This window comes from Paenibacillus gallinarum, from assembly GCF_014836635.1.
Lineage (GTDB): Bacteria > Bacillota > Bacilli > Paenibacillales > Paenibacillaceae > Paenibacillus > Paenibacillus gallinarum.
On record NZ_JACSQL010000007.1, the window covers coordinates 155,567 to 172,667 of the forward strand.

General features: G+C 41.2%; 13 protein-coding genes. 1 reads left to right on the forward strand and 12 read right to left on the reverse strand.

From position 1 onward, the window contains the following. Positions 1-19: 19 nt before the first annotated feature. From H9647_RS15765 to H9647_RS15805, 9 genes are all read right to left on the reverse strand, one after another. Positions 20-1,084: an efflux RND transporter periplasmic adaptor subunit gene (locus H9647_RS15765; RefSeq protein WP_191801650.1), complete on the reverse strand. Its 1,065-nt coding sequence runs from the start codon at positions 1,082-1,084 to the stop codon at positions 20-22. Continuing rightward, positions 1,065-1,772, reverse strand: coding sequence for an ABC transporter ATP-binding protein (locus H9647_RS15770; RefSeq protein ID WP_191801651.1), 708 nt, complete (start codon positions 1,770-1,772; stop codon positions 1,065-1,067). The genes H9647_RS15765 and H9647_RS15770 overlap by 20 nt, the downstream gene beginning before the upstream one ends. 19 nt (positions 1,773-1,791) lie before the next feature. Next, complete coding sequence (locus H9647_RS15775) at positions 1,792-3,306, reverse strand: glycoside hydrolase family 43 protein (RefSeq protein ID WP_191801652.1); 1,515 nt, start codon at positions 3,304-3,306, stop codon at positions 1,792-1,794. A gap of 235 nt (positions 3,307-3,541) precedes the next feature. Then, positions 3,542-5,188, reverse strand: a complete 1,647-nt coding sequence (locus tag H9647_RS15780) for a response regulator transcription factor (protein WP_191801653.1) — start codon at positions 5,186-5,188, stop codon at positions 3,542-3,544. Continuing rightward, on the reverse strand, positions 5,173-6,924 hold the full coding sequence (locus H9647_RS15785) for a sensor histidine kinase (protein ID WP_191801654.1): 1,752 nt from the start codon (positions 6,922-6,924) through the stop codon (positions 5,173-5,175). The genes H9647_RS15780 and H9647_RS15785 overlap by 16 nt, the downstream gene beginning before the upstream one ends. 93 nt (positions 6,925-7,017) lie before the next feature. Continuing rightward, on the reverse strand, positions 7,018-8,691 hold the full coding sequence (locus tag H9647_RS15790) for an extracellular solute-binding protein (protein WP_225229333.1): 1,674 nt from the start codon (positions 8,689-8,691) through the stop codon (positions 7,018-7,020). A gap of 272 nt (positions 8,692-8,963) precedes the next feature. Then, on the reverse strand, positions 8,964-10,295 hold the full coding sequence (locus H9647_RS15795) for a DUF4179 domain-containing protein (RefSeq protein ID WP_191801655.1): 1,332 nt from the start codon (positions 10,293-10,295) through the stop codon (positions 8,964-8,966). After that, positions 10,222-10,824 (reverse strand): RNA polymerase sigma factor, encoded by a 603-nt coding sequence (locus H9647_RS15800; protein ID WP_191801657.1) that lies wholly within the window; start codon positions 10,822-10,824, stop codon positions 10,222-10,224. Before H9647_RS15800 ends, H9647_RS15795 begins: the two co-directional genes overlap by 74 nt. A 171-nt stretch (positions 10,825-10,995) precedes the next feature. Further along, positions 10,996-11,211, reverse strand: a complete 216-nt coding sequence (locus tag H9647_RS15805) for a hypothetical protein (protein ID WP_191801659.1) — start codon at positions 11,209-11,211, stop codon at positions 10,996-10,998. A 254-nt stretch (positions 11,212-11,465) separates the two neighbouring features. Between H9647_RS15805 and H9647_RS15810 the strand changes: the two genes are divergently transcribed. Beyond that, positions 11,466-12,143, forward strand: a complete 678-nt coding sequence (locus H9647_RS15810) for a pectate lyase (RefSeq protein ID WP_225229334.1) — start codon at positions 11,466-11,468, stop codon at positions 12,141-12,143. A gap of 191 nt (positions 12,144-12,334) precedes the next feature. On the opposite strand, the gene H9647_RS26200 is transcribed toward H9647_RS15810, so the two are convergent. The 3 genes from H9647_RS26200 to H9647_RS15825 all read right to left on the reverse strand — a co-directional run bounded on the left by H9647_RS26200 (position 12,335) and on the right by H9647_RS15825 (position 16,611). After that, positions 12,335-13,033, reverse strand: coding sequence for a CD3324 family protein (locus H9647_RS26200; protein WP_318245325.1), 699 nt, complete (start codon positions 13,031-13,033; stop codon positions 12,335-12,337). A gap of 11 nt (positions 13,034-13,044) precedes the next feature. Next, a complete protein-coding gene (locus H9647_RS15820) occupies positions 13,045-13,749 on the reverse strand; it encodes a hypothetical protein (protein WP_191801661.1) in 705 nt (234 codons plus the stop codon). A gap of 294 nt (positions 13,750-14,043) precedes the next feature. Next, positions 14,044-16,611, reverse strand: a complete 2,568-nt coding sequence (locus H9647_RS15825) for a rhamnogalacturonan lyase (protein ID WP_191801663.1) — start codon at positions 16,609-16,611, stop codon at positions 14,044-14,046. Positions 16,612-17,101: the final 490 nt, after the last annotated feature.

Consider the following 17,101-nt stretch of genomic DNA (forward strand, 5'->3'; position numbering starts at 1 on the left):
CTGAAAGTAGATACAAATCTTAATTATTCAAGATAACTTGCTGAGTTTCTTCCAGACCTTTCACAACCTCCACCTGTGTAGGTGTTGTAAGTCCAAGTTCCACATCGATTTCTTTACGCTGGTCACCTTCAGCTACCTGAACATAACTGCGACCCATGTAAGAGCGAATAGCAGACCTTGGAAGAAGGATTACGTTCTCACGGCTTTGTAATTTAATTGTGAGTTCTGCGCTGTGACCAATTTTCACATCGCTTGGTGCATCTTTCATGCCGATAATGATGGTCACCGAATTTCGCTCCGACTTTGCTTCATCCGTCGTCTGAGGTGCTTCAGCAGGGGATTGTAACACCGTACCTTCATAATCCTTACCTTTGTATTTCAAACCTACCGGCATTCCGGTTTGGATTGATAGTAGATCTTTGGAATCAGAAGCGGTATAAATAAGCTTCATATCAGAAGGATCAGCAACCGTAATTATCGTTTGATAAGCGCTTACAATATCACCTGTGTTTAGTGATTCCGTAAAGGTAACAATACCTGAGATCGGAGCATAAATTCTTGCTGAAGCCAGTTTTTTCTCCATATTGTCCAGCTGCAATTCCTCTCGCTCCATATCAATTTCACGCAGCCGGAGTTCCGTTTTAATAACACCGGATTGCTGAGCCTCTTTATACAATAATCTCGCACGCTCAAGGTTCAATTTTTGTAAACGGATTTGAAGATCGAGATCGTCTGTTTCAAGCTCCGCCAGTAGTTCACCAGTCTTTACCTCTTCTCCAACTTTTGCCTTCATAGACTTTAGACGTCCTCCGTTTTCTTTAAAGAACAGCGTCGCTGAGCTTGCCGAAACAAAATTGGCCGTTCCTCTTAAAGAAGTCTCGATATTGCCACGGGCCGCCTCCACAATATCAAGCTCTTCCTCGGCAGGCTGAACAAGCGGCGGCTGAAGACTTTCGTCTTCAACAGGAAGAAGAGAACAGCCCGTAAGAGTAAGCATGGCAGCTAGAAGAATGCTTACCTTTACATTTGGTTTTCTTTTATACGAACGATGATGCTTGTATCGATTAGGGTACAATTTTGCCATCCTCCAATGCAATAACATAGTCAGCAAGCTCCATGATCCCCGGATCGTGTGTTGTTAAGACAATCGTCATTCCTGAATCTTGCACTAGATCCCGAAATACACGCATCACCTGCAGACCCATCTTGCTGTCCAGCTCAGCCGTGGGTTCATCAGCAATTAGAATTGCAGGCTCATGTGCGATCGCTCTTGCGATCGCCACGCGCTGCTGCTCACCGCCCGATAATTCCATAGGACGATGTTTCATTCTATCCTTCATACCCACTCGCTCAAGCGCTCGTTCTGCAGCTTCTTGATTTCCTTTAACCGACTCGCCTGCAATGCGAAGACCAAATTCAACATTTTCGTAAGCTGACATAAGTGGAATCAGCCCAAACGATTGAAAGACGAGTCCAATTTCTTTACGGCGAAGTTTGCTTCTTTCTGCTTCTGACAGCCCGGTAATTTGTTGTCCCTGTAGAATGACAGTTCCTTCTGTCGGTTCATCTAGCGCAGCAAGTATATTCAGAAGCGTTGTTTTCCCTGACCCTGATCTTCCTTGCAGTGCCACCATGCTGCGAGCGGGCACAGATAGATGAATATTATCTAGTGCAGTAACCATCGTATTCCCCCGCCCAAACCTTCGGTACACACCGACGGCCTCAAGAATCAGATCACCGTAAGTCTTCCTATCCTGCTCTCTATATGGCATGAGGCACCCCCTCTTTAAACTAACGAATGAATTGCCATGCACCTAATTGAAACAGTTCTTTCTCTGATTCACCTCTAAAAACAAAATAAATATCATGGATCCCTTTCACATTTGAAATTTCTGTACTGATTACCTCCCACCGCTCCACGTCTTCTGTATGCGGTACGACAAGGGCTCCTAGTAATTCACCGTTTGGAGTATCCATCCGAATTTCAATTTCGCCTGCACTTGTTCCAACAACCCAAGCTTCGATGGAGGAAGCACCTTCAGAAAAGTCTGCATTCGCTGCTGCGATCCAATCACCATCATGTATATTAGAAATGACAAGTTTATCGGAATGCCCGTCTTCATCTACCACAGTAAAAGGACGGACGTTTATTCCTGCATTCCATGCCATGGTCACTGCATCAACAATATGAAATGGATTTAGCATTTTAATTGGGTCTACACCCTTTAAATCTGCCGTAATCTCTTTCATATCCCCGTTTTCAGTGAACTCGACTTGATTAAGATGTGTTGAACGGTATCCTTTAGGAACACCCATTGCAGCAGATAAAGTCTGAGCATGATAAGCGATATACCATGTGTCTTTAAATGAGAAGATGGCATGGTGATTATTACCGCCTACGCCAAAAAAATGACCTGGGTTTTTCAAAATCGTATTTTGATATGTCCAAGGCCCCATCGGGTGATCACTCGTCATATAAGCAATCTCTCCCGCCGGTGGACTTCCTTCAGGACGTTCTCCCGGATAGAAATTAGAACAATACGTGTAGTAGTACACCCCATTATATTTATGGATACCCGCAGACTCGAACATGAATGGAGCTTCGATTACTTTTGCCTCGCCAACAACACTAATCATATCTTCACCGAGCTGAATCACACGGGCGGTATTTGGCATCTCAGGTTTTCCTTCTGGTATACCTCCTCCATAGTACAGGTACCCTGTTCCATCTTCATCGACCAGAACAGCAGGATCAAATAACCAAGTCACACCTGCAGTTGCTGGCATTTCCCGGGATATAAGCGGTTTGCCGATAGGGTCCACCCAAGGCCCAGTCGGGCTATCACTTGTCAATACACCAATTCCGCTTGCATTATTAGCAAAGTATAAGAAAAATTCGTCCTTCCCGTTCCGTTTCTTATGAGCTGCAGCTGGTGCCCACGATTGTGTCGCCCATTTTGCAGCACCTTCTACTCCCGCCGTCTTAATTGTGCCGTGATCTGTCCAATTGATCAGGTCATCAGAAGAAATTACAGAAAGTGTATTGATTGTCCCATACGTATTCTCTTTCACATTCCCTTCAGTATCGTGCTCCAGTACATCGTGAGTATTGTATAAATACACCCGTTCCTTATACACCAGTGCGTAGGGATCTGCACCAAATTTATGGGATACGACAGGGTTTCCATTCCGAGGCAGCTTGCCAACCGCCTTAGCCTGTGAGTCATCACTGAACTTTATTCCTTCAACCGTGACACCATTTACCTCATTCTTCCTATCTTCATATAAGCTTAATTCCTCTTTCATTGCTTTCTTCAACTCCTCGTTAAGTAATCATATTTTCAAATTACGATCTGAATATAATGTGCGATCGGATTGAATACTTCCTGCTTAGTCTCTTTAAAAAGTGTATCGCTTACATTTACGGGCAACAACCTGCCGAATCGTATATCCAGTACCTGTCTATTTCTAGTCCTACAGCACAACAAAAAGCCCGCAGCATCTCATGTCTGCAGACTTTTTCAGAAGGTGTATCACCTTTTTAACTATTACGGGCAACAGCCGACTCTTTGTACAAACTGTCTCGAAACTCTTGCGGCGTTATGCCGGTCATCTTTTTAAAGAAGCGTGTAAATGAATGGGCTGCTTCGTAGCCCACGGATATAGAAACATCCCGTACTTTTAATTCATGATTACGAAGTAGCTCCTTCGCTTTCCGAGTTCTACATTTATCAATATACTCTGATAGATTAATGCCATATTCTTGTTTGAAGAATCTAGATAAATAGGATGGGTTGAAAAAGTGAAGCTCTGCTAACCTTACTAATGAGAGATCCTCGTTCAAATTTTCCTCAATATACTGACAGATATGTTCGATTACCTGAGTAGCACGGTCTCGTTCGTCTTTATTTTTAAATTGAAAAATCATTTCAGCAATCTTCTCAAGATACAAAAAACCTTCTTTCATCGAGGCATGTCCATCGAGCTGCATCAATTTATTGATGTTACCCATTTGGCTATGTAGTCCCATCCGGTTAATATGTGAAAATAGAACAAGAGCGGCTGCGTAATATCCTTCAAGTGCTTTTTGAACTGAGCCGCTTGTCTGCAGCAAGGTAACTGTCAATTCATTTAACTCATCCATAAACTCCGTAGCTTTTCCGCTTTCCAAATGTGCCTCTAATCGTTCAATTCGATGACTTATATAAGAAACATCCTTAAGAACAAGATCATCTGATGCCTCAGTTCGGTCTACTAAAATCATAGAAATGCCGTTTCCAATCTTCAACTGTTGCAATTGCCGAAGTCTATCATATTGGGATGTTACTTGTGTCCAATCGCATGCCCTGCCGCTTAGCGTAAAATTGAGCGTCAAGCTTAGTGAAGACTGACACGCTTCTTGAATGAGCTCAAGTGTTCCCTCCATAAAGCGAACGAGATGAAAAGAATCTTGTTCCTCATAACTGGGTTGAAGCAACCACAATAGGTCCCCATGCTTATCTATCGTTCCTATACTGCTGCTTTTCTCGAACATAAATGAATCCCAGATCATTCTGACCGAAGTGAGAAGTCTGCTTTTTTCTAAGTAACCGGTTCCCTCAGCAAAAAACAATCGACCAAGCGCTAATATAACAGGAGCATTTGGATCTAAAGCAATCCCAAGTTCTTTAAAATCTTCGGCTAGAAAATCTGCACGATCCATGACGACGTGACTTTCTTGAAGCAACTGTCTAATATAGTCCCCCTGTGCCATGAGCTGAAGAGTACCTATCTGTTCTTGAGATTTTTCAATCAATTGACGGGTTTGAATATCCTGATCTAGTTCCTGGACGACTTCAAGTACCGTCTGGGTTACCTTCTCGTACCCTTCTGTTTTTAGTAAATATCGTGCATTTGGCAGCTGAATAGCTTGATAGGCATAATCGAATTCACTAAAACCGGTCAGAAAGACAATTTTACATCTTGGCCAGTGTGTTAGGATTTCTTGACTCATGTCCAAACCGCTCATTCCGGGCATGCGGATGTCCGTAAGTACAATATCAATCCGGCTCCTGGACATCCATTTCAAAGCCTCTTTAGCAGAATACGCTTTATAAATATCCAGCATTTCTGGCTTGAATCGTTGCAGTACTTCATATAATCCATCTGTAATAATCTCTTCATCATCCACAATTAAGAGCCTATACAATCGATCTCCTCCTCCGTCTTGATTCGGATAAGCACTTCAAGACCATTCAGCTTACTTTTCGATAAAAACAAACCACTCCCTTCGCCAAACGTAAGTACAAGACGCCGATGAATATTGATCATTCCCGTTATTTCATAAGAGTCGGCTGTATGACTAAGACGTTCGCGAAGTGATTCAAGTTCCGAATCCGTAATTGCATTTCCGTTATCCTCAATGCGAATTAATATTTCATGCGGGTTCTTCTCGAAAGAGACATGAAGGATTCCATCCTCCTCCATCTTCTCAAGGCTATGCTCGTAGGCATTTTCGATAATCGGTTGGACAATCAAACGTGGTACCCGTATACTTTCCATTTCTTTTGGCAGCTCATCAAAAAAGATAGTAATACGTCTTGAGAATCGTAAATTTTGGATTTCAGTATACGTTCGTGAATGTTTTATTTCCTCTGACAACGCAACATAGTCTTCTCCGTTACGAGTAATAAAGCGGAAGTATTCCCCCAGCATATTTGTAAATTTCTCAATTCGATCTGCATCACCCATTCTTGAGAGCGTATTCAAAATAAAGAAACTGTTATATAGAAAATGTGGATTGATTTGAGATTGCAGCTGTTTCAGCTCCGCTTTTTGCATCATCATTTTTTGTTTGAAATCCTGATCAATGAGGGTTTGCAATTTACTTAGCATATGATTAAAACGAGTATATAAATAACCAAACTCATCTTTACGTTCATGTTCGATGGGGCTGTCTAATGAGCCGCCTTCCATACGCTTAAACCCTTGAATAAGTTTTAACAACGGTTGATGAATAATTCGGTACGAAGAGTAAGAAAAAACGACGATAGCAAGAAAGGATGTCATGATGAATATCCACGCCCATTTAGAAAATGTACTCAGCGGCCGCTTTACTGTTTCTTCAGGTAAATACATAGCTACAGACAGTCCTGTTGCATCCGAATACACTTTATTCATTTGAAACTTCTTGTTTTTCAGCTTCATTACAACGGCATCATTACTTGAAGGGGAATTTCTTATAAAATCTTGAATGGCTAGATCTGCATCCTTATCCGTGCTGAGCACGAACCCAGCTGATTCTGACAATAACAAAGAACCACTTTCCGGATATAGGTTTACTTGTTCCAAGGACTTTAGCAGTTTCTCAACATCAAGCTCAATTTGAACCGTGAACAGTGGCTCCGCTCCTTTTCTTCCGCTTTCTTTAGAACCGTTAAGATATATCGAATTACTCCATTTGATCAATCGATGGTCACTTTCTTTAGCGCCGGAACGGAAGAAATAATATTGGATGAGATCCAAATCCTGAATGGCTTCTGCTGTAGATAACGTTTTGTTGATCGACCGAATATGAATGTAAATATCTTTAATATAGGGGCTGCTGTTCTGAACAGAGGTCATCCGTTGAAGCAATCTGCTTAATTCTGATCTTTTATCCGCATTATCAATGAAATCCCATGTTACAGAAAGTGTATTCAGCCCGCTATCTTCCACCATATCGAACAACTGAAGCTCAATCCATTCCACTTCCCGATCAAGTGTACCTAAGTAATAATTCAATTGCTTTGAAGTCGCTCTTGATATGTCCTCACTTGCATTCTTGTAACTCCACTGATAGAGATACAAACCCAATAAAATGATCGGAATAACAACGAAGAGGTACGTAAACACCAAACGTACAAATATTGAATTACGTAGGGAAACAGCAGGAAATTTAAACAAACAAATGCCTCCGATACTGCGAGATGATAAATATTCTAATTAAGAAGACATCTTATTTTCTCAGTCAAATCCTCTCCTTTTAAGTATGAGAAGCTATGGTTTTTGTTCTAAAAACCACTGATTGACTTCTTCTGTTATCTGATCACCGCCTAGCTTCTTCCACTGCTCGACAAAACGGTCAAACTCTTCAATAGACCTGCCGAGTATAATGTCCATATATACTTGAAGTTGAATTTCATTCAAAATGGACTGTTTTTCGATCATGGTTTCCGTTGTAGTACCTACAAAGCTCTCGTACAATAATTGATTATTTTTTTCGTAACGATCAATGATGGCCAGAGCACCTTGTTTTCCATATGTTCGTTCCCAGCCCCATCCAATTTCGATGTTACCGCTTCCAGATAGATACGTAATGATATTTTTCTGGATTGCTTTGGCTTCTTCATTCAGTTTAGAATAGTCCCCTGTAATGCGGGCTTCCTTCAATTGTTGAAAAGCCTCCATGTTTTTCCTTGCTGGATAGGGTGTTATAGGAGAAAGCTGCCACACGGGATAGGGAGAACTATAGTATTTTTCATATTCTGCAGTGTCCCCCCAGTTCTTTTCTAAATGTAAGTTGAACATCTTAATGATCGCTTCCGGATGCTCGACTCCTTTTTTCACAGCGATAAAACGAGTCGTGTTGAACTTTAGCGGTACCTTTGGTGCTTCTCCGGAAACAGAGACGATAGGAAACGCTCGCCAATCCGCATTTGAATCACTCTCACGGCTCACTTGAACAAGAAACGACCCCCACTGTTCTCCGTATAACATTCCTATTTTGCCCTTGGCCACTTGTTCTTTGACTTTGATCCCATTCTTCATGGCAAATTCACTATCCAAATATCCATTACGATACATATTTTGCAGTGACAACAAAGCCGATTTTACTTCAGGCTGAGTACCTCCATACGTAAGTTTTCCTGAATTATCATGAATCCACATCATTGGGAAAGCATTATAACCTGCCATAAAAGAGGTGAGCCCCATAACGGGATCCCATAAATATTGAGTTGCTGCCAGCCCAAATGTGTCATTTTGGCCATTTTGATCAGGGTCTCGCTCTGTAAACGCTTTCGAAACTGCGATCAGTTCATCCATCGTCTGTGGTGGTTTCAGATTCAGTCTTTCAAGCCAATCGGTACGAATCCAAAGTACCTGTGCAGTCTCAATAGAAGAATTCGTTTCGGGAATGCCCATCAATTTTCTATCTATGGTGGCTGCTTCAAAAGGTCCTGATCCTTCTTGGCTCAAAATTTCTTTGGTGAGCGGAGTCGCATACGTATCAAATACGTTCGTCAAATCTTGAATATATCCAGCGTTACTTAACAGCCTCAACTGCTCAGCATCCACTCGTACCACATCAGGAATATTACCTGAAGAGAGATCAACACTAAATTTTTGTGCGTATAAGTCTCCTTTAGCGGTCCAATCATACGTAATTTGGATTCCTAAAACTTCTTCGTAAAGTTGACTCCAGGTGTTATCGTTTAATGTTTGTCCTGGCAAACTTCTAATTAGTTCATCAAGCTGAGCACTCGTTTCTCTTACAAAAGAGACCTTGATGGGCGGGTCGTACTTTCTTAATCCCACCTCTTCATACTCAAGTCTTGTCGTATTTTCATCTGCAAGCGGATCAAAAACTTTGTTTGCTTCGTTGTTAGGACTGCAGGCATATAGTAACTGAAAACTAAGGAACACTGTAAGCGCAATATTCATCTTATTCATTACGCATAACCGCACGGACAGACCCCACTTCACTAGTTATATAGAAATGACGAGTTGCATTATGATAATTATCAAGAACGGATTTGTCATAAGCAAGATGCATATTTCTATTTTGTTACCATCTCTTTACATTTTCCTTTGATTATCGCATAGGTTTTCTTTGTCTACAATGGACCTTATTTTATGATATAAAAAAACCGGAGGTCAGTTTCTTCTTTTACAGAAGTTACTTTCGCTCCGGTTCACATTTATCTGTTTTGAACTCTGACTTCTTACTTCTTATTTATTGGGATGGATATGCTCTTATTATGTTTTTCGATATAATCAAATTCGTCTAGCAAGAGGAAATCTGGTTTGTCTGATGTTTTGAAGGAATACGTCTGCTCCCATAAGATATTACCGTTTTTCAAATCCCATGGACGGGAATCAGAAATGGAAGATACGGGAATTACTTTTCCGCCTGCTTGCACGGATAGATTGTCTGTTTTTAGGAACGTGAATTGTTTTCTAGCGATGACGACATCATAACCTGTATCGGTTTTTGTTACGCTTCGAATCCATATTTTTTCACTGCCTAATTTAATAGATTGATCTGATGGAGAAGCAAGAGAGATCGGTTCTTCTACTTTTTGCTTTCCAGGAAAATTGGCAAGTACAAGTTCAATGGTTTCTACTTTATCGGTAGGAATCACATCATATTCTAGAACAAATACAGGATCGACCAAAACCCCCTTTTCGGTCACACTTTCTGAACGCCCTTCCCATTGTTTTACTTCTATTCCATTAACATATAGTTTTGTATTACCTGAAAATCTAGGTGAACCTTCAATATCCAATTCATAATGCCCCTTCACGATTGTTGAAGTTGGTGAAGCAGTGATGGAGTCATAGTGGACAGCTCCCTGATCCACAGTAACAGATTTAGAAATCTCCTCTTTAATAATACTCTTCATCGCTTTATTGGCTTCGTATTTGAAGGAGATCGGATAAGCTACCTTTTCCTCATTATCCGGCCAATCTATAAATGTAACGGTTAATGTTCTAGAGAAGGGACTAACAGGCTCGAATTTATATACTCCCTTGAAATAAGTCTCGTCTTCGTCATTTCTATAAGTCTTGCCCCCTCCCTGCCAATCGGAATCAGTCAAGAAACCTTTAATATTATATGCAGAGTAACGATCTGAACCGTTATCAGTATATATAGAGCCATCAGGACGATCTATAGTGTAATACAATAAAAATGCGTTATCGTCTGCAATAACCCCGTCAATGGTAATAACCGTGCCATCATCTAGTGTTGTGCTTTTGTTGACCGTTTGTCCGTATCCTTTCTCCTCTACTTCACTAAAGCTAAGAGAACTTAGCTCCATTTTATTAAGTAACATCCCCCCGTAGTAAGCAAATGCAGAATAATGATATGTTCCAAAAATCAAGAGGAGCGCTGCAGCGGATGAGGCAAACCATGTCATTGCTTTATTTCTTTTCTTTTTCTTAACAGCAACATGTTCAAGTGTACTCCGAAGTCTACTCTCAAGTTCTGACGGAGCCTTTATCATATGTGAGGTCTGTTTGTGTTTTTCTAATTGTTCCTCGATTATTGTCATCACGCTCACCTCCGATCATGAGTTTTAATTTCTTCATTCCTACTGAAATTCTTGATTTGGTTGTGCCAAGCGGAACACCGGTCATGTCCGCGATCGTCTGATAGGCAAGATCATGAACATAACGAAGTTCAATGGCTTCTCGTTGCGGGCCATCTAAATGAGATAGCAACACCTGCATGTCCAATTCTGATTCCGTATCGCGATAAGGTGAGTCATCAGTAAATACTGAATATGCTGAATCCTCATCTTCCTCAAGTGACAGATAACGTTCCTTTTTGCGTAGTAAAGTTTTACATCGATTTACAAGAATGGTTTTGCTCCAGCTGTAGAATGCTTCTCCTTTATGCAGTTGATCGATCTTTTCATAGAGTGTAACGATCATATCTTCCATTGCATCCATCGCATCATGTTCGTTCCCCATGTATGTATAGGCTAGACGATAATAAGCGTCCTGATCAGCTAGGATTAGTTCTAATAACGCTTCTTTATTTCCTTTTTTGGCTTGTTTGACAAGACGGCTTATTTTCATGTTCTCCCCCCTTTCATAGATAAGAGATTGCAAAAGCTGTAAAAGTTCATTTAACACAAAAATACTTTCGATTTTCTTATTCGGAAGAAAAAATGGCTTTCTCCAATTAAGATGCAGAGACATGTTCCGACAAACGAAAAACCAGCCCTTCCACTGAAAGATAGGGACTGGTTATTGAAAGATTGCTTTAAATAAAACGATAACAGCATTGAATATATAGACTATAATCGTAATTCCTACTGTATTGAAAAATACGTTCTTCCAATTTATTTTCACATCTTTTTTCATAAATTCAAGTATGATAACAAAACAGAACATGGATAAGGTTACTCCGATAAGCCCATATTCATTAACAATAAGAAAATCTCGGAAATCAAGCTCAGCCACAATTTCAGCACCTCTCGTTCTATTTTACATTATTATCCATATTAATCTATTTAACTCCATCCGTCTATGTATTGCTTGTCATTTTTCCTTAGAAAATATATGTTCTTCAAGTTTATTCCCCTTGTTCTATGTTAGCGCTTACAGAATATTCTGTTATAATCGGGTTATGCGCAGAGGTGCACATCTGCGCATAACTCCCGTGGTACCGACGTAAGGTCGGACCAAACAACCTACACTAGAAAGGGTGGAATTTATTGAAAAAAGTTTTGGGTTTGTTTCTGTCTTTTGCCATGCTCTCGATGTTTTATGTTGCTCAGCCCGTTTCGGTGTCAGCCGCATCCCCAATTGTAGTCAGCACAACAATTATCGTGCCCGAAGGCCAAACTTTTGACGGCAGCGGAAAAACTTATGTAGCTAATCCGAGTACCCTGGGAGATGGCGGACAGGGAGAGAACCAGAAACCAATCTTTAGACTTGAGAAAAATGCAACGCTGAAGAATGTAATCATTGGCGCTCCTGGCGCTGACGGGGTACATTGTTATGGAAACGCTACAATATCTAATGTTACGTGGCAGGATGTAGGCGAGGATGCACTAACACTGAAAGCCTCAGGCACGGTCAATATTACAGGCGGCGGTGCATATAAAGCTTACGACAAAGTGTTCCAGGCCAATGCATCCGGGACCATTAACATTAAGAACTTTAGAGCTGATGACATCGGTAAGCTGGCACGTCAGAACGGAGGATCTTCTTATGCAGTGAATTTCACACTGGATAGTTCCAACATTTCAAATGTGAAGGACTCGATTTTCCGTACGGACAGCAGCAGCAGTGCCGCAAAAATCACCAACACACGCTATTCTAAAGTACCTACCCTGTTTAAAGGTTTTGCCTCTGGTAAAACTACGCAATCAGGTAATACCCAATATTGAAACAGGTATGATGCCTATTAACACTCCAGACCCATTCACTTGAAGCATTCTGAGAATGCTCACTTTCAATGGATAGCTATATTCGTTTTTTCATCTGAGGGTATATGTTTTTTCTTATTATTTTCTTGCGAATTAACAAACAAAGGGTAAGGAGAGATTCCCTCCTGCCCTTTGTTTGTATTAAACGAAAATTATAACTCATTAATAAAAAACAATACGTTTCCATAGTGACTCATAAACCTTTTATAATCCATAGTTTCCTTTAAAATAACGATCGCTGGATAAGCATTCACTTTGTGTTGTTTTAATGCTGCAAAAACTTCCTTCTGTTCAGTGCAATAAAACTTACCATCCTTATACTGAATAATTAGCGGGGGCAAATCCGATACGTTGTCTTCTGCTTCATTTGCATATTTCTTGTCTAACACGATTCCATCAAGCTGGATGAGACGCAAAGGGAATTTTACAACGCCAAAATATAGATGTTCTTCTCTTGTAAATTCATCGATATTCGAAGTGACTTTCTGGGTAAGGAGTAAATAACACTGGATCCATTCTTCAAGCATCCCGATACTTGCATATTTTACGGCTGATCCTACAGTGGGAGCATAAGTCATATTTCTATCCGTTTTCTTTGAGTAGATAATTTTCTTAATCGAATCCAAGGATAAAAAATATTCGTCTGCAAGATCTGAAACCGACAATCCACTTGCGTACTTATTGCGGATCATTATATTACGCCTTTGCAATCGATCTCGGTAACCAGACATTTCGCCCCAAGCTCTTTTTTCCTCTCCTGTAGGAATATAGAGAAGTTTCCCAGCCGCATATTTCTGAATTTCTCTTACTAACTTTTCAGGTAAAATATCACTAGCATTTTCGTATTTCATAACTTCTCCCTTTACAGAGCGTATATACGATCTTTCAGTTCACTGATTGATTTAATAATGGAGATGCAGGACCCTGTGTCATCAATTGATGCATGCCACCGCAATACATCGATCCCCTTGTAATACGCCATACATAAAAATCTTTCCTTAAAATCTGGAATGACGATGTCCCTTTTTTTGCAATAATCGACTAAGCGTTCTGGAATCTTCAAGTAAGGTTTATTTAAGTCCATGATCGCAAAATCTAAGAGGAAATCACAAATTCCAGATCTGCTCCAGTCGGGAAACCCAACCATAGTCTTTCCATCCGTAATCGTATTTTCGAAAAAGGTATTATTATTAACTAAATAACGTTTTCCTTCACAGTAATCAATTCTGCTAATCATTTCCTTTAAGTATTTCTCTACGAAGTCACGCTCGATCATCGTTGTATCGTATAGTTCCTTCCAGTTATACCAATACCCTTCTTTATCTTCTGCAAAGGTGCCAATCAGATATTCCCTGCAGGTGCTATACTCTGTTTTACAATTCTCATTAAACTCACCATAGCCCTCTACTCCCGTTAAACTAGCTGCACTCACCTTGAAAATTTCGTCAAAAAACAACTCATAGCATTCTGCAAATTGATATGGGTTTAATAAATCTGCAACAAATCCATTTGGTGTCATATTAACTTGATCAGGAAGCATGGACTTAATGATATCGTCTTTACTCATACTTATTTTTCCTCCTAATTAAAATGGTACACTCATCAGTTGCGCATCTGATATAGCGTAATGATAGCACTCGCAAACTACGTGATATAGGTAATGAATAGGTTTACTCAACGTTACACTAACCGAAAAGATCCCCAGCCAAAGTGAAAGGAAGCCTCTTCGAAGTATTCTTCAAAATGTACGCTACAATAAAATAAAGAAGGCAGCACTCGTGATGAGTGGCTACCTTCTTTAAACGTAATGTTAGTATCTAACTGAGTAATAATATGCTCAGTATAATGGTAGATCGGAACACTATTTCAACTGATCGACTAACAGCTCCGCATGATGAATTAAATTCAGTTTCGCCTTATCGCTAATGGTGTCTTTACCGTCTCGTTTAGTCAGTTGCGAGATGTATTTCTCAAGAAAAGACGATGCTTGCTTGAGATCTTTCTTGTCAAAATGATGACGTGCCTGCTTAAGTGAATTCGTTGTCTGATTCACCACGGCACCACCGAGTTCTCCTTGTTCGACATACGTGCCATGGTGCTGTTCAAGAACATTCAGTAATCCGGGAATGAACACATTTGGAATGTTCACTTTACTAAAATCGGTATCCGAAGCAAAGTAGTAACTAGTGTATACAGGCTGATTATAGCCTGTATTTTGCGTAGCTACTCCCGCCCGGTACTGAGGATCATGCAAGAGCGTATGCAGCTTGCGCTCTGTTACTTCCGTATTCGTATATATACGAATGGCGCTGCTGTCCACCGTGCGGACAAGCATTTCTTCCCGCCAATCACCAAACACATCCGCTACAAGGGATGGTGTACCCTTCGTGTGATTATTCGTGCGTGTACCTTCCGCAGTCAGTACAGTCCCTTTTTTCCAATCATCAATTGTCGGTGTATTCTCCAGTGCTCCGTTGATGATTTGGGTCGTCATATCCTTCGACCATTTGATGCTCATGTTCGTACCCGGCATCTTGTCACTGATCTTTTCACCTTGAGCGGTGTAGACGCCAACGGCCCAGGTTTCGAGCCCTGGATGATCTGGATCAATATCACCAATCATGCCGCGTCCGGTATCTTTTCCAGTGTAACCGCCATAGATGACTTCTCCGGTCTTTGCGTCTCTTAGTGCATAACCATAAGGGGCATAAGGTCCACCTTCGTGCACCATGTATACTTCCAGCCCTTCCCGCGTTGGATCAATATTGGCTACATGCAGTGCATCACCATGACCTAAGTTGGCAATTGCCCCAGGGTTAGCGCTTGTGGGAGGCATAACCGCGGAAGAATTGGACAACACAGACCCATCGTGGTCAATCGTCGTTGATCCATATACTATTTCCTGCTTACCGTCTCCATCTACATCCGCTACGCTGAGCGAATGTGCTCCTTGAGTCGTAATTTGGCCGTATTCGGGATCAGTACCAGGTCTTCCGTGTGGACCATCTCTGAACGGATTCGTCATTGGGGCCCAGCCGCTGTCTACATACCAATATTCATTCAGATTAGTTCCATCCCAGTTATAAGAAACTAAAGTTGTTCGAGTATAGTAACCCCTTGCAAATACAGCATAAGGTTGCTGTCCATCCAGATATGCGACGCCAGATAAAAACCGATCCACCCTGTTTCCGGGCTCTATACGGTTCATCGCATAATCACCCCAGCGCAGTCCATCATCGGTACGACCCGGTTTATAACGGATTGTTTTCAACTCTTGTCCCGTTGCTCCCTCGAACACAGTCAAGTACTCTGGACCAGATAAAATAAACCCTTCGAACTCACGAAATTTATTCCGATTCGCATCCTTGGATGGAGCAAACACGTCCATGAAATAATCCGTCAACTGTTCCGCATCAGTACGAGATAGAGGATATTCATACTTCGTTTCGATACCGAAAGCCTCTTCGAGGGTTTGCGGCCAGCTTCCATTACGTACTTCCTCGTAGTCATGCCAGTCCATAAACATGTCCACCATGTGCTCATAATATCCTTCTCTGCTCACTCGATAATCATCTTCATTTGTATATCCTGCAGCTAGATTTTCGTCCAGCATCGTAATGTATTCTTCGGAAGTGACCTCTCCTTGTTTATTATAATGAAGGATTTTAGTTCCCGGTGCTGTTTTAAACATAAGCTCTGCCTTGCCGTCACCATCAAAATCATAAACCAGGAACTGCGTATAATGCGCTCCTGAGCGAATATTAACACCCAGGTCGATTCGGTAAAGCAATTCTCCTGTAAGCGTATAGGCATCAACGTAGGTATTTCCGGTATATCCCACTTGAGAGACGTCTTTAGCATTGCTCGGGTCCCATTTTACAAAATACTCTAGTTGTCCGTCCCCATCCACATCCCCTACGCTCATATCATTTGCAGAGTAACTATAAGTTTCACCGGCTGGCGTGATCCCATCAGCAGGCTTCTGTATCGGAAGATCATAATATCCATTATTCCAAGGCGTAACGGAGTTGCTCTGATCCACCTCTTTTCCATTAGACACTGCACAGACGTAGTAAGAGGAACCTGCTACGCCTGCAGGGTCAAGAAAATTCGTACTGTTTGTCACTTCACCTACAAATTTGCCGTCCCGATATACATGAAAATCTGTACCTGTTAGCCCGGTTTCACTGCTTACCGATACCTCTTGAGCGAGCAACCTCCAACTCAAAAAGTTACCTTCTCCTGTTTTTACCGCAATAAGTCCTCGGTCCAAATACTCCATCTGAATGCGGTTTTCCATATTCTGATGCCCCTTTCCGCTTATGTTCTGTGCTGCAGAAGCAAAGCCTCCCGTACTTAAAAGGACAGCACTTATTCCAGCTGCAGCGGCTTTTTTCCATATATGAAGCTTGTTCGTAGCTTTTGGCATGAAAGCACTCCTTTTTCACATTATGGTCACGCTTACATATTAGATTCTATCAATCTAGCAAATTATTTATTCCCCCCTTTTCATCAATTTTCATATTAAATCAGATTATAAACTTGCCTCCTCCCTGTCGCCATTCACATATCAGTGTTTCTTGTTCATATATCAGAGGAGTTCGGTATTTTGGCTCATTCGCTCCACTTGTTTTGCTGCGCAAAGCCAAAAGTCGCTCACGATCCAAAAACCTCACCAGGCACCTACTAATCTTCACTTGTTTAACACAAGTTCTGCTTAAACTCTCAAAACTGGAATGACGAGTACCATAACTGAAATAACGAGTATGAATAACGAGTATTGAATTGCGAGTTTGAATTGCGAGTTTGAATTGCGAGTTTGAATTGCGAGTTTGAATAGCAAGTTTGAATAGCAAGTTTGAATAGCAAGTTTGAATAGCAAGTTTGAATAGCAAGTTTGAATAGCAAGTTTGAATAGC

Bases quoted from the DNA above. Each gene is read 5' to 3' on its own strand.
- H9647_RS15765 (WP_191801650.1), bottom strand. From the start codon at position 1,084: ATGGCAAAATTGTACCCTAATCGATACAAGCATCATCGTTCGTATAAA.
- H9647_RS15770 (WP_191801651.1), bottom strand. From the start codon at position 1,772: ATGCCATATAGAGAGCAGGATAGGAAGACTTACGGTGATCTGATTCTT.
- H9647_RS15775 (WP_191801652.1), bottom strand. From the start codon at position 3,306: ATGAAAGAGGAATTAAGCTTATATGAAGATAGGAAGAATGAGGTAAAT.
- H9647_RS15790 (WP_225229333.1), bottom strand. From the start codon at position 8,691: ATGAATAAGATGAATATTGCGCTTACAGTGTTCCTTAGTTTTCAGTTA.
- H9647_RS15795 (WP_191801655.1), bottom strand. From the start codon at position 10,295: ATGACAATAATCGAGGAACAATTAGAAAAACACAAACAGACCTCACAT.
- H9647_RS15800 (WP_191801657.1), bottom strand. From the start codon at position 10,824: ATGAAAATAAGCCGTCTTGTCAAACAAGCCAAAAAAGGAAATAAAGAA.
- H9647_RS26200 (WP_318245325.1), bottom strand. From the start codon at position 13,033: ATGAAATACGAAAATGCTAGTGATATTTTACCTGAAAAGTTAGTAAGA.
- H9647_RS15820 (WP_191801661.1), bottom strand. From the start codon at position 13,749: ATGAGTAAAGACGATATCATTAAGTCCATGCTTCCTGATCAAGTTAAT.
- H9647_RS15825 (WP_191801663.1), bottom strand. From the start codon at position 16,611: ATGCCAAAAGCTACGAACAAGCTTCATATATGGAAAAAAGCCGCTGCA.